Here is a 12,835-nt window from a genome sequence, read left to right as displayed (position 1 = left end):
TTGATAGCTGACCCATGCAAAAAGTTTATCTGGATAATGCCGCCACAACACAGGTAAGACCTGAGGTAATTGCAAAAATGCAAGTAGCACTTTCTGATTTTTACGGGAACCCATCTTCTACCCATAGTTATGGAAGATCGGCCAAAACTGCAGTTGAGCAGGCCCGTAAAACCATTGCAAAGACCTTGAACGCCAAACCAGCGGAAATTATTTTCACTTCGGGAGGAACAGAAGCGGATAATATGATTCTTCGTTGTGCAGTCCGTGACTTGGGGGTAAAGACCATTATCACTTCCAAAATTGAACACCATGCAGTATTGCATACTGCTGAAGAATTGGAAAAAGAATATGGCATCTCGCTACAATTTGTGGATTTGGACACCCATGGCAATCCGGTCATGGATCACCTAAGATCACTTTTAGTCCAGGACGATAGCAAAAAACTGGTCAGTTTAATGCATGTGAACAATGAAATTGGGAATATCGTGGATATTCATGCCATTGGAACCCTGTGCAAAGAGCATGATGCACTTTTTCACTCGGATACCGTGCAATCCGTTGGGCATTATCCTTGGGATGTTGAAAATACCCCGGTTGACTTCTTCACCGCTGCTGCCCATAAATTCCATGGCCCAAAGGGCGTTGGATTCGCCTTTATCCGGAAAAACTCGGGTTTAAAACCCATGATTTTTGGAGGTTCCCAAGAACGTGGTTACAGAGCGGGAACAGAACCTTTCCACAACATCGTAGGTTTGGAAGAGGCTTTTATCCAATCTTATGACAATTTGGAGGAAGAAATCCAATATGTGAAGGGATTGAAAAAGCATTTTGTGGAGCAAATCAAAGAAGCCATTCCAGAAGTTGAATTCAACGGCCATTCCGGCGATCTTGACAAAAGCACCTACACCTTGTCCAATGTACGTTTGCCCTTTGATAAACAAAAGGCGTTGATGCTGTTGTTTCATTTGGATATAAAAGGCATTGCCTGCTCCAAGGGAAGTGCGTGTCAGTCAGGCAGTAATATGGGGTCCCACGTACTTAACCAAATCTTGGCTCCCGAGGAATTGGAAAAGCCCTCTTTGCGGTTTTCATTTTCCAAATACAACACCAAGGAAGAATTGGATTATACCATAGAAGTGCTTAAGGAATTTGCAGCGAGCTAATTCTTGTTTTTCCGCTGTTTCTTTTCCTTGTCGTAAGGGAATTTACGGGAAGCCAGTTTCATCATGCGATCAATAAGCTCGGTGGTGTTCTTTCCCGTTTTTTTGGTGATGGCTTTTTCGTATTTCCAGAGCAGTTTACCAGAGCCACCGTCGCTCACTTTTACCCCAATCCTACCGTAATTGGCATCGCCGCTAAAATAGTCCAACAAACTAAAGTTGGTGGGAACACCCTTGGACAATAGTATATTAAGGTTGAGGTTTCCACTTATAATGCCATCAACTTCCAAAATTTTGCAAAGTTGTTTGATGGTATGTATGTCCAAATTTTCGTAGGTAATACCGTTTTGTGCTAAAATGGCGTTGGTATCCTCTATGTTCTGGAAGTCAACATTGAACTTTTTCCTTTTCTTCCTTTTGGAAAAGTAGGTTTCCAAGGCATTTTGTACGGCATACCCCTCCTTTTTGGCCAAGTCCAAAAGTTCATTTCGGTCTACATTGCGCTTTAAATCCAAATTGGCAATAAAGGGAATGATGGCCAAAGTCTCGTGATCTTCACTTAGCTCATCAAACCTTCGGTTCTCGTAAATGTTCTTTTGTGCACTGCCAACAGCTACCATCAAAAACGACAAAAGAAGAATAATTTTTTTCATTCATGTACTTTAGAAACGCATCCCAAATTTAAAATTGAGAATACGGCCGGTAAGAAAATTGGGAACAGCAAACTGCTGCTGCGTGTCCACATCCCTAACCCATGTATTTGTTATCGAATTCTGATTGTTGAACATATTGAAAATTTCAAATCCAACGTTGAATTCCTTGAATTTATGTAACCAATGTCCTTCCGGGTACTGGTTTTTTCTGTCCGCAAAAATATACGAAATTCCCATATCGGCCCTTCTGTAATCTCTTAATCTATTCTGAAAATTATATGGGTCGGCATTGTTGGGAGATCCTCCTGGCACTCCTGTGTTGTAAACCAGATTCAGATAAAGTTTAAGATTGGGAATGTTCGGGATATAATCTTGAAAGAGCACTGCAAACTTAAAACGTTGATCGGTTGGTCTGGAAATATAACCTCTTTGATCTGAGTTTTCCTCCGTTTGAAGGTATCCAAGACTCACCCAGGATTGTGTCCCAGGAACAAAAGCCCCGGTTAGTCGAAAATCAAATCCATAAGCGTAGGCATCCGCAATGTTGTTGGCGGCATAACGTACCCTAACGTCCTCTACAGTATAGGTGTTGACATTGGTCAGATCTTTATAGTACGCCTCACTGATCAAGGTAAAAGGACGGTTCCACAGGTTAAAGCTGAGTTCGCTTCCCAAAACATAGTGCACGGATTTTTGTGCTTCCACTTCGGGATTTATATTGCCCGATACATCCCGTAGTTCCCTATAAAATGGAGGTTGCTGGTAACTGCCCACCGAAAACCGGAACAATATATCCTTTTCCCAATCCGGTTTTATGGAGAATTGTGCCCTGGGGCTAATCAAGCTCTGGGAATTTGCTTCAAACCCTTCTCCGCTTAGCCTCCAATACTGCGCCCTTAAACCAAGGTTGAAATACACATCATGAGCACCCAGTTTTGAGTGCTCGCTATATTGTGCATAGCCTGAAATCCTATTCGTTTTCACAAAATTGGTCGCCTGCACACTTTCGTAGGCTATAAGGTCACCGGAAAATGGCTCTTCTGGCTGATTGTTGACGAATGCCGGTTCAAAAGGTCGGATAAAGAATCCTGCAGAATCTATAAATTCGGATTCCCGTAACTGATCCCGAACGTCTTCATGGGTAAACTTGGCTCCCCACTCCAAGGATGTATTTCCTTTTTTATAAGTTCCTTTATGGGTAAAATTAAAAATCAGGGCGTCCAGTTGGTTTCGGGCCCTGTTCAGTTGAGAGCCCACCCCTCTGGAGTTGACCACTTCTCCCAAATTTTCACTACCTAAATTGGTGTCCAACTCGGCCAATTCGTACGAAGCTATGATATCTGAAAATTCCTCTTCTTGGGTATGGTACACCGAAGCCGTTAGCGAAATCTTGGTGTTATCATTGATTAGATTATCGGATTTGACTGCTGCAAGTCCACTTTCATATCTGCTATTCTCACGACCTTCATAGAAAATCAACAAAGCCCTTGGGTCGTTCAGGGTCCCAAAGTTGGTCTGCCTGGTCAAGGGTTCATTCTTGTAATCGTTGACGGAATACGTCCCCAAGAAATTGAGATGAAACTTATCAGAAAACCGATAAGTAAGAAGACTTTGCACATCCACAAACGTAGGATTGAAATTACTTTCGGTCTGTTGGCTATTTACCAATAAACTGTTATTCCGATAACGCAGACCTGTAATGCTACTAAACTTATTGTTTTTTGAGATGGATTCCACTGTTGCCGATGCTCCCAGAAGACTACCTTCCAGTTTCAAACCAAACTCAATCGGTGTTTTGTAAGTGATGTCCAAGACAGACGATAGCTTGTCACCATATTTGGCTTGGAAACCTCCCGATGAGAATTCCAAGGAAGTAATCATATCGCTGTTCACAAAACTTAAGCCCTCTTGCTGGGCCGAGCGTACCAAAAAAGGCCGATACACCTGAATCCCGTTGACATAAACAAGATTTTCATCAAAATTGCCTCCGCGGACATTGTATTGGGTGCTAAGCTCATTGTTGAAGGAAACTCCGGGTAACAGTTTCAATATATTTTCCACCCCAGCATTGGCTCCAGGTATTTTACGAACGATCTCGGGATCTACCGTGGTAATGCCTTCAACGCTTTTTTCACCAGTGGGAGATACTTCAACCCCGGCCACCTGGGTGATTTTGGTTTTCATCACCGGATTGAACTCAAAGGTTTCGTTCGTGGACAATATTAGGTCTTCCAAAACCACATTCTCATGGCTCAGGTGGGAGAATGTAAGGGTGAGCTTGGTTTCCGCAATCAATAACAATAGATAATACCCGTTGGAATCTGTAGTTGTGCCCTCTGTCCCAACCGAAATATTGACATTGGAAATGGGTTGGTTGTTCTCATCCAAGACCGTTCCCGCCACTGTTGCGGTTTGACCATGGAAGGTCACAGTCCAAAAAATGGACAACAGGAATAGGAGGGCTTTGGATCGGGGTAACACTATTTTCTGAAAAAAGTACTCTGAAAAGTACTGGAGTTGCCTACATTATCTGTAACGACCACCTTTAGGTCGCATTGTGTCTTATCCAAGATTTTATCATCAAAATTGTAGGTCAAGGTCTTGGTCTTGGGTTCATATTCCATTAAAATCCACTCCCCGTTCAGTGTTGCATTGTAAGAGTTGACACCGCTGAGGTCATCCGATATTTTTAGGCTCAAATAACTATAGTTGCTCAACCATTGTTTTTCTTTAAAGTTTCGTGCTTTGATTTCAGGGGCTACTGTATCCCTTGCTAAAGTATAAGTTCCCAAGGTGCGGGTTCGGGTGGTAAACGAACCATCTCGCTTGAAGGTTTTTGAATACCGTGGCTTTTGACGATCATCGAGTCGGGCAATGAACAGTTGTTTTTTGTCCGCACCAGAATATTTGGAAGCATCAAAACTAATCGTGAAGTTTCTGTGGGCCGCTACTTCCTCATTATGGATGGCAACCGTATCCTGGCCCTTTTCCAATTCAATATAAAAATCCTTGTAAAAGGTATTGGCGGGAAAATAGACTTTGGCCGCTCCCAGGTCAAAGTTGTTAGGTTTATTGGCAATGATAAAATTCTCCGTTTTTGAATCAGCTCTTGGGATTTTGGGTACTTCACTTTTCCCTTCTACCGGAATGACCACTTTGGTTTGGTTCATTTTAAAATCAGAAATAAGGAGCTCCACTGTATAGGACATGCCTTCCTTTACGGTTATTTCACCATTGTTATGTAGGGTCTTATAAATGCCAAGTCGGTTATGGGGTTCTTTAAAACACTTTTGTATACGCTGTTGGAATTTGCCATAATGGGCATAATCAATGAGGGTGTTGATATACCGTGTTTCTCCGAAGGAGAAGGTCTCAAAATCATATTCGGAATATACTTTTCCATTAACGGTCTGCTTTACGGCGTAGACCCCATTTTTGTTAGCCGCCATATCTTGACGATCAAAACCGTTAAAGCCGAAACCAATATTTCCAATAGCGTTGATTTTGTCTGCCAAGAAAGAACCATCGGGTTGTTTGGTAAAGTTCAATTGGATTTTTCGGGCACTTTGATTGATCACTGCATCTTCCGATAGGGGATATCCATAAAGACCCAAAAGGGTAGGATTGGTGGCATCCCTCACCTCATAACCATAAAGTAGCGGGTTGGTAGGTTTTTCAGTGACACTGCTTCTAATTTCAAAATGAAGATGTGGTCCGGAGGATCCCCCTGTGTTTCCGGAATAGGCAATGGTGCTGCCTTTGGTAACCTTCAGTTCGCCATAATCGGGAAATACTTCAACTTCAAAGGACTGTTTCTTGTATTGAATGTCTTTAATATAGGATTCGATTTCAGGGCCGAATTTTTGAAGATGGGCATACACGGATGTATACCCGTTAGGGTGAGCCACATACAGGGCTTTACCATAACCCCATAAGGAGACTTTGATTCGGGTAACCGTGCCATCGGCAATGGCCAGTACCGGGAGCCCCTGTCTACGTTGGGTCTTGATGTCTATTCCAGAGTGGAAGTGGTTGGAACGTAATTCACCAAATGTGCCAGCTAGCACCAATGGAATGTCCAAGGGGGATTGAAAGGTATCTTGAGGGTATTTTTCCTGAGCTTGAAGAAAGGGGGATAAAAGCAAAAGTATTCCCAGAAAGTAAAACCGCATAGTGTAATTTATAATTACATACGAATGTAACCCATATTTTGGTTAGTTAAAAGGCTTTCCCTTTGGTTTAGGGGCTTGTAGGGTAATCCCTAAAGAATAATACCAAAAAGTATTGTGCGGTTTGGCTAGGTTGGTTAACTTTGTGTGGTACGCATTTGATGTTTGCATATGGGCGAACTTGTTGAAATTGTTGATTCTTTGGAAAACAAGGTGAGCAAATTGTTGCACAAAATGGAATTGTTGCACAAGGCCAATGCCAAGTTGAAAAAAGAACTCGACCTCGCGAAAGAAGAGACCAAAGCTCAACAGGAAGCCGTTAATGATTGGGAAGAGAAGTACAATTCCCTAAAAATGGCAAACTCGATGCTGGGTAGTAATACGAATAAAACAGAAGCCAAGCTCAAGATAAATACATTGATACGCGAACTGGACGTTTGCATAGCCAAGCTTGCAGATTAGTTTGTACCAATATTATGGAGGAGAAGCTCAAAATAAAGCTTTCCATTGCAGATAGGGTGTATCCATTGACCATAGACCCTAAACAAGAGGAAGGATTGCGGAAAGCGGCCAAGAACATTGAAAGCTTGGCCAAAAAATTTGAGCAGAATTATGCAGTACGCGACAAGCAGGATGTTCTTGCCATGTGCGCCCTGCAATTTGCCTCTAAAATAGAGCAAGGTGGAATAGATAGTTCGGAAAACACCAAAGCGGCCTATGAGCGCCTAAAAGCACTGGACGATTTGGTTCATTCCAAACTTGGGGAATAAAAATAGGTTCTTTTAAATAAAATATTTGTTACTGCCCACATTGGTAATTAAATTTTGACAAACTCAACACTATTATAATTAAAAAGGGTGAGTTTAGGTTGTAAAAGCAGGCCCTACCTGTATAGGGATCCTTGAGCAGCTTGTTAGCCCTAAACCTGTAATTTGGAGTTTGTACAAGACTTCGCCCAATGTGGGCTTTTTTTATAACCAAACATAAACAACATGGATAACACTATAATTTTGGTTGTAGCCGCAGTAGTAGGATTGGCCATAGGATTTGCCATAGCCAAAATGCTGGAGAAAGGAAAAGCGGCCAAAACCATTTCCGGAGCTAAAAGGGAAGCTGCAGATATTGTAAAGGAAGCCAAGAAAGAGGGCGAAAACATAAAAAAGGATAAAATATTCCAAGCCAAGGAAAAATTCTTGGAGCTCAAGGCCGAGCATGAGAAGGTCATTATAAACAAGGACAAAAAAATTGCTGAAGCAGAGAAAAGAACCCGAGACAAGGAGTCCCAAATAAGCAATGAGCTTTCGAAGAACAAAAAGTTAAACGAAAAGCTGGAAGAAAGAATCAAAGAGGTTTCGTACAAAAGCGAGATTCTGGACAAGAAACAATCTGAAACTGATAAATTGCACAAAAGCCAAGTGCAGCAATTGGAAGTTATTTCTGGTCTGTCTGCGGAAGATGCCAAAAGCCAATTACTGGAATCCCTAAAGGAAACCGCCAAGACGGATGCCATGGCTTATCTTCAAAGTACCTTGGAAGAAGCCAAACTAACCGCCCAGCAAGAGGCGAGAAAAATTGTAATCAACACCATTCAACGTATTGGAACAGAGGAAGCAGTGGAAAATTGCGTTTCTGTTTTTAATCTGGAATCTGATGATGTGAAAGGACGTATTATTGGTCGTGAGGGGCGAAATATTCGCGCACTTGAAGCTGCTACAGGGGTTGAGATTATTGTGGACGATACGCCGGAGGCCATTATTCTTTCCTGTTTCGATTCTGTTCGCAGGGAAGTGGCACGTCTTTCACTACATCGCTTGGTCACCGACGGAAGAATTCACCCGGCCCGAATTGAGGAAATCGTTAAGAAGACCGAGAAGCAAATCAATGAGGAGATTGCAGAAATTGGTAAACGTACCGTAATCGACCTTGGAATCCATGGTCTTCATCCAGAGTTGATCAAAGCCGTGGGTAGAATGAAATACCGCTCCTCTTACGGACAAAACCTGTTGCAACACTCCAGGGAAGTGGCCAAACTTTGTGGGGTTATGGCTGCGGAGTTGGGCTTGAATCCTAAAATTGCCAAGAGAGCTGGATTATTGCATGATATTGGTAAAGTTCCCAATACGGAGGTTGAGGTAGAAACCCCTCATGCCATTTTAGGAATGCAATGGGCCCAAAAATATGGGGAGAAGAAGGAGGTTTGCAACGCTATTGGTGCCCACCATGATGAAATTGAAATGAACACCTTGATTTCGCCCATCGTACAGGTTTGCGATGCCATTAGTGGTGCACGTCCTGGAGCTAGGAGACAAGTTCTGGATTCTTACATTCAGCGATTGAAGGACTTGGAGGATATTGCCTTCGGATTCAATGGAGTCCAAAAAGCCTATGCCATTCAGGCGGGTAGGGAACTTCGGGTGATTGTGGAAAGCGAAAAGGTCAGTGATGACAAAGCTGCCGAGCTATCCTTTGAAATCTCGCAGAAAATCCAAACCGATATGACCTATCCGGGTCAAGTAAAAGTTACGGTTATTAGGGAAACACGATCCGTGAACGTGGCCAAATAGGAAATCAGTTTTGACCCAAAAACCGTCAATTCGAATGAAATTTGGTAAAAATTTTATATCGAGAATTCGGTTTTTGAAAGAAGTTTTCTGTTCTCGATACCCATTTTCTCCATATTGTTGAGAAAACCGACTCGAACAGACGAATTGTTACCACAAATTACACCACGGACAATCTTAATTATTCTTCGACAGACTTTTCATATTCAAAAGGGAAAACGCTGGATGGGCTGTGTTCCTCTTTCATGATTTCAACTATTTGTTGAACAATTTCAGGATGCTCTGCTGATACATCTTGGGTTTCACCTTCGTCGGTTGTCAGATTGTATAACTCCACTGGGGCATCGGGGTTTTGGCTCATGTTGTAACGTACACCTTTCCATTGGTCAAGACGAACCGCTTGCCTTCCACCTCTTTCCAGAAATTCCCAATATAGATGATCATGCTTGGGCTGTTCCTTCCCCAATAGTTCTGGAAGAAATGAAATACCGTCCGTTTGTTCCGGTGGATCTAGTTGCAACAGCTCATGTACCGTAGGTAGAAAGTCCCAGAAGGCAGAAATATGGGTTGAAGTGGAGCCTGCTTTGATTTTATTGGGCCAATAAGTAATCATAGGTACACGTATCCCACCTTCGTACAAATCCCTTTTGTAACCTTGTAAATGGGCATTGCTGTCAAAAAAATCGGGATCGGCACCACCTTCCATGTGCGGACCATTATCTGAGGTAAATATGATAATGGTATTCTCAGCTATGCCCAGTGCTTCTACTTTTTCCCGAATTTCCCCCACCTGGTCGTCCAACAGGCTTACCATGGCCGCAAAAGCGGCATGAGGTTCCTTTTGTGAACCATATCCTCCATTTTTATAATGTTCCCCGTCATCTATCCCTTTGTATTCGTTTTCTGGAGCAAATTTTTCCCGGAACTTGGACATATAAGATTCTGGTGCTGCAAGTTCTGCGTGGGGAATAACGGATGGATAATACATAAAGAAGTTGCCGTCTTTGTTGGCTTCCAAAAAAGCCAAGGCCCTTTCATGGATAATCTCGGGGCCGTAGGTATTGGTGTCTGAATTTTTGTTTCCCTTCAGCAACTGCTTTTCCTGGTTGTGCCACATGTGGTACGGATAATAGTTATGGCCAATTCGTTGGCAATTATATCCGTAGAATTCATCAAAACCTTGATTATTGGGATCACCTTCGGAACCAGGATAGCCTAATCCCCATTTCCCAAAGGCGCCTGTAGCATAACCCTGTTGCTGTAACAATTCTGCCACGGTAAATGCCTCCGATTCCAACGGATGTTGACCCTCTGGCCGTACCTCTTTATTTCCCCGGATGAAGGTATGACCGGTATGCTGCCCGGTCATAAGTGCTGATCGGGAGGGTGCACACACCGTAGACCCCGAATAATGCTGGGTAAAAAACATGCCATCCCGGGCCAGTTTATCAATGTTTGGGGTGTCAAAATGTTGTTGTCCAGTAAAACTTAGGTCTCCGTAACCTAAATCATCGGCCAAAATGTAGATAATGTTGGGCTTAGTGATAGATTTCTGGACTTCCTCATTTTTTTTGGACGGCTTGCAGTCCACAAATGTCAGGGAAAGTGCTATTACAGTGCTGATGAATACGAATTGGGGCAGGTGTTTATCGGTCATGGTTGATTAAATATGGTGTGGTTACTAAAGTAAAGATTTATACAAGAAGGTAGGATAGCTCCTGATATTTATCATGCTTTGGCAACGGAATTCAAGCTAATTTCATGATAATTAAATATCAGATATCATGAAAAAGAGAGTTCCTGTTTCCGAGATAATGACCCGAAATTTGGTTACTGTAACCACGAACAGCGATTTGGTCAGTGCCGAAGAACTTTTTAAGAAACATCGTATACGGCATATTCCTGTGGTTGCTGGAAGAGAAATTGTAGGAATGCTCAGTTATACGGATTTACTGCGAATTAGCTTTGCAGATGCTGTGGATGAACACGAAGAAAGTGTTGATACTATGGTGTACAATATGTTTACCATTTCCCAAGTAATGGTAAGGGACGTGGTTAGCGTTAGTTCCGATACTACAATTAAGGAGGTGGCCCAGTTTTTGGCCTCCAAGGAATTTCATGCGCTACCCGTGGTCGATGAAGGGAAGTTAGTGGGTATTGTTACCACCACCGATCTTATCAATTATTTATTGGAGCAGTACTGATATAGCGTGAGGGAATTATTCCTCTTCCCCTGAGTCTTCAGAGTCGGTTGCTTCAGCTTCTTTATTGCGGTTATGCTTAAGAATATTGAGTTTTTTGAGCTTGGCTTTCCAGGTTTCCAAAGCTTCTTTGTGCTGGTCTATATTCTTGATGACATCCTGCACAAGTGGACTATCTTCAGAGGCATTGGAAAAAAATTGAAGGTTGTTTTCCAACTGCCGGATTTCCGCCTTGCTCTCGTCAATTTTTCTTCGGATAAAGGTGCGTTCATTGCTTATGGCCCTATCATCATCTGCTTTGACCAGTTGCTGCATCTTGTCCCCATACCTTAATAGCTCCGACTCGTGCTTGCTTACCCCCAACTTTCTGAAAAGTGCATCTACAATTTTATTGAACTTACCGTTGATGTGCTTTTTGTTGTAGGGAATGCGGCCATAAGATTTCCATTCCTCAATAAAAGTCTTGAGTGTTTCAAGATCTTTATCGTTGTCGCCTGTTAATTGGAAAGCTTTAAGACGTTCCAAACATGCATTTTTCTGGTTATAGTTCTCGTATTCTTCTTTTTGGGATTCGTTTTTCTCTGCGTGCAAACGATTGAAATAATGATTGCACGCATCCTTGAACTCATTCCAAATCTTATCGGAGTACTTGCGAGGGACATGCCCAATTTTTTTCCATTCGCTCTGGATGCGCTTCATTTCGGGAGTTGCCATTTCCCGGTCGTCGCTATCTTTTAAAGCCAGGGCCAGACCTAACAATGCCCTTTTCTTTTCCAAGTTATCCAGCTGTTCTTTTTTCTGGCTCTTGTAAAAGGCATTTTTATTTCGGTTGAAGGTTCTCACCGCTTCCTTAAAGGCACTCCATGTTTGCTCGTTCACCTTTTGGGGCACTTTTCCGGCTTTGAAAAAGGATTCCCGTAATGCTTCGATTTCCTTAATCTGCTGCTGCAAGGCCCTATGGTTGTGGGTTACGTTGTTCGCTATTTCAGTAATAGAAGCAATGATTTCCTGTTTCTTCTCGAGGTTCTTTTCATAAACTTTTTCCAGTTCGTGGTAGTGCTCCTGCCTTCGCTGATGCATGGCCTTTGTGGCCTGACTAAAACGCTCCCACACTTCCTCCCTTTGTTCCTTGGCAACGGGACCAATGTCTTCCTTCCAAATTTTGTGAAGGGTTTGAAGCTCGCGGAATGCTTTGCCTAAATCAGGTTCGTTGGCCAGTGCTTCTGCTTTTTCCACCAACTTAAGTTTTTCCTCCAAATTGTGTTTGAAGTCAAGATCTCTTAGCTCCCGGTTGAGGTGCAAAAAGTCGTAGAAAATCTCCATATGATGATGGTAGGTCCGCCAGACATCATTATAGCTGTTTCTGGGAACAGGGCCTGCATTTCGCCAATTTTCCTGTAGATCCTTAAAATTCTTGTAGGTGGTATTGATGTCTTCCTCTACGTTTACAAGGCTTTTAAGATCTTCAATGATTTCAAGTCTTCTTTGGAGGTTACTTTTTAAGGTTTGTTCCAAATTCTTATAGTACTGATCTCTTTTTTCCCTGAATTCGGAAAAAACCTCATTGAACTGCCTTTTGGCAACGGAGTTGTATCTGAAATCGATTTCGTTACCGCCATTTGCTACAAATTCCTCCTTTTTTTGTTCTATAAATTCCTGGAATTTTTGGTCAAACTCGTATTTAATGGAGCTTACGTGCTTACTGATGGCCTGCACCTTCTCGTTCTTTACCAAACGTTGCAATTCACCCACCAAGTTTTCCATGGACATGGAATGGTAGTCCAAAAAGGGAATATGATGTCGCTTTTCATTCTCCACATCTTCAGCATCTTCAGCGTTCGATTCTTCGATTTCCTCAATGACCTTATCGTCTTCTTCAGATTTGGATGTAACAGGTTCTTCCACGGTTTCGCTATCCGGCGTCGCCTTGGTTTCTTCTTCATCCTTGTCTTGTACCGCAGTGTCGGATGAGCTTGGCTCAGAAATGGGGGATTCCTCTATAATCGTTTTTTCAGTATCCGCACCTTGTTCAGTACCACCACCTTCAGTTTCCTGAAGTTCTTGTTCGTTGTCCAGCATTCGTAGTTTGTT

The 12,835-nt window shown here is 42.6% G+C and carries 10 protein-coding genes and 1 other RNA gene; 6 read left to right on the top strand and 5 right to left on the bottom strand.

Annotation, left to right across the window (positions count from 1 at the left end; genetic code table 11):
- Positions 1-14: 14 nt before the first annotated feature.
- Positions 15-1,163: a cysteine desulfurase family protein gene (locus ACRHOZ_RS03315; RefSeq protein ID WP_431122349.1), complete on the top strand. Its 1,149-nt coding sequence runs from the start codon at positions 15-17 to the stop codon at positions 1,161-1,163.
- On the opposite strand, the gene ACRHOZ_RS03310 is transcribed toward ACRHOZ_RS03315, so the two are convergent.
- Genes ACRHOZ_RS03310 through ACRHOZ_RS03300 form a run of 3 tightly spaced genes read right to left on the bottom strand, consistent with a single transcriptional unit; the run spans position 1,160 to position 5,985 of the window.
- The gene (locus ACRHOZ_RS03310; RefSeq protein WP_431122347.1) at positions 1,160-1,813 is read right to left on the bottom strand and encodes a hypothetical protein; all 654 of its coding nucleotides are present in this window, start codon (positions 1,811-1,813) and stop codon (positions 1,160-1,162) included. The genes ACRHOZ_RS03315 and ACRHOZ_RS03310 overlap by 4 nt on opposite strands.
- 9 nt (positions 1,814-1,822) lie before the next feature.
- Positions 1,823-4,261: a TonB-dependent receptor gene (locus ACRHOZ_RS03305; protein ID WP_431122346.1), complete on the bottom strand. Its 2,439-nt coding sequence runs from the start codon at positions 4,259-4,261 to the stop codon at positions 1,823-1,825.
- A gap of 32 nt (positions 4,262-4,293) precedes the next feature.
- Complete coding sequence (locus tag ACRHOZ_RS03300) at positions 4,294-5,985, bottom strand: M23 family metallopeptidase (RefSeq protein WP_431122345.1); 1,692 nt, start codon at positions 5,983-5,985, stop codon at positions 4,294-4,296.
- Between the two features lie 168 nt (positions 5,986-6,153).
- On the opposite strand from ACRHOZ_RS03300, the gene ACRHOZ_RS03295 reads away from it, so the two are divergent.
- The 4 genes from ACRHOZ_RS03295 to rny all read left to right on the top strand — a co-directional run bounded on the left by ACRHOZ_RS03295 (position 6,154) and on the right by rny (position 8,546).
- A complete protein-coding gene (locus tag ACRHOZ_RS03295) occupies positions 6,154-6,444 on the top strand; it encodes a hypothetical protein (RefSeq protein WP_138834334.1) in 291 nt (96 codons plus the stop codon).
- 14 nt (positions 6,445-6,458) lie between these two features.
- Positions 6,459-6,752, top strand: a complete 294-nt coding sequence (locus ACRHOZ_RS03290; protein ID WP_422348550.1) for a cell division protein ZapA — start codon at positions 6,459-6,461, stop codon at positions 6,750-6,752.
- Positions 6,753-6,813: 61 nt separating this feature from the next.
- A non-coding RNA gene (ssrS, locus tag ACRHOZ_RS03285) (6S RNA) lies at positions 6,814-6,923 on the top strand.
- Positions 6,924-6,974: 51 nt separating this feature from the next.
- The gene (rny, locus tag ACRHOZ_RS03280; protein WP_431122344.1) at positions 6,975-8,546 is read left to right on the top strand and encodes a ribonuclease Y; all 1,572 of its coding nucleotides are present in this window, start codon (positions 6,975-6,977) and stop codon (positions 8,544-8,546) included.
- Positions 8,547-8,724: 178 nt separating this feature from the next.
- Here rny and ACRHOZ_RS03275 read toward each other — a convergent pair whose 3' ends face one another.
- Entirely contained in the window at positions 8,725-10,200 is a 1,476-nt protein-coding gene (locus ACRHOZ_RS03275; protein ID WP_431122343.1) for an arylsulfatase, read from the bottom strand.
- 127 nt (positions 10,201-10,327) lie between these two features.
- Here ACRHOZ_RS03275 and ACRHOZ_RS03270 point away from each other — a divergent pair, with 127 nt between their 5' ends.
- A complete protein-coding gene (locus ACRHOZ_RS03270) occupies positions 10,328-10,747 on the top strand; it encodes a CBS domain-containing protein (RefSeq protein WP_431122342.1) in 420 nt (139 codons plus the stop codon).
- A gap of 15 nt (positions 10,748-10,762) precedes the next feature.
- Here the strand turns inward: ACRHOZ_RS03270 and ACRHOZ_RS03265 are convergent, their stop codons facing one another.
- Positions 10,763-12,823, bottom strand: coding sequence for a DUF349 domain-containing protein (locus ACRHOZ_RS03265; protein ID WP_431122341.1), 2,061 nt, complete (start codon positions 12,821-12,823; stop codon positions 10,763-10,765).
- Positions 12,824-12,835: the final 12 nt, after the last annotated feature.

The organism is Flagellimonas flava (assembly GCF_050617915.1).
GTDB lineage: Bacteria > Bacteroidota > Bacteroidia > Flavobacteriales > Flavobacteriaceae > Flagellimonas > Flagellimonas flava_A.
Note: the sequence above shows the minus strand (reverse complement) of the source record. Positions and strands in the feature narration are given on the sequence as shown.

What these genes read in the sequence shown, in the direction of transcription:
- ACRHOZ_RS03315 (WP_431122349.1), top strand. Translation starts at nt 15, where the DNA reads ATGCAAAAAGTTTATCTGGATAATGCCGCCACAACACAGGTAAGACCT.
- ACRHOZ_RS03290 (WP_422348550.1), top strand. Translation starts at nt 6,459, where the DNA reads ATGGAGGAGAAGCTCAAAATAAAGCTTTCCATTGCAGATAGGGTGTAT.
- ACRHOZ_RS03295 (WP_138834334.1), top strand. Translation starts at nt 6,154, where the DNA reads ATGGGCGAACTTGTTGAAATTGTTGATTCTTTGGAAAACAAGGTGAGC.
- ACRHOZ_RS03300 (WP_431122345.1), bottom strand. Translation starts at nt 5,985, where the DNA reads ATGCGGTTTTACTTTCTGGGAATACTTTTGCTTTTATCCCCCTTTCTT.
- ACRHOZ_RS03275 (WP_431122343.1), bottom strand. Translation starts at nt 10,200, where the DNA reads ATGACCGATAAACACCTGCCCCAATTCGTATTCATCAGCACTGTAATA.
- rny (WP_431122344.1), top strand. Translation starts at nt 6,975, where the DNA reads ATGGATAACACTATAATTTTGGTTGTAGCCGCAGTAGTAGGATTGGCC.
- ACRHOZ_RS03270 (WP_431122342.1), top strand. Translation starts at nt 10,328, where the DNA reads ATGAAAAAGAGAGTTCCTGTTTCCGAGATAATGACCCGAAATTTGGTT.
- ACRHOZ_RS03265 (WP_431122341.1), bottom strand. Translation starts at nt 12,823, where the DNA reads ATGCTGGACAACGAACAAGAACTTCAGGAAACTGAAGGTGGTGGTACT.
- ACRHOZ_RS03310 (WP_431122347.1), bottom strand. Translation starts at nt 1,813, where the DNA reads ATGAAAAAAATTATTCTTCTTTTGTCGTTTTTGATGGTAGCTGTTGGC.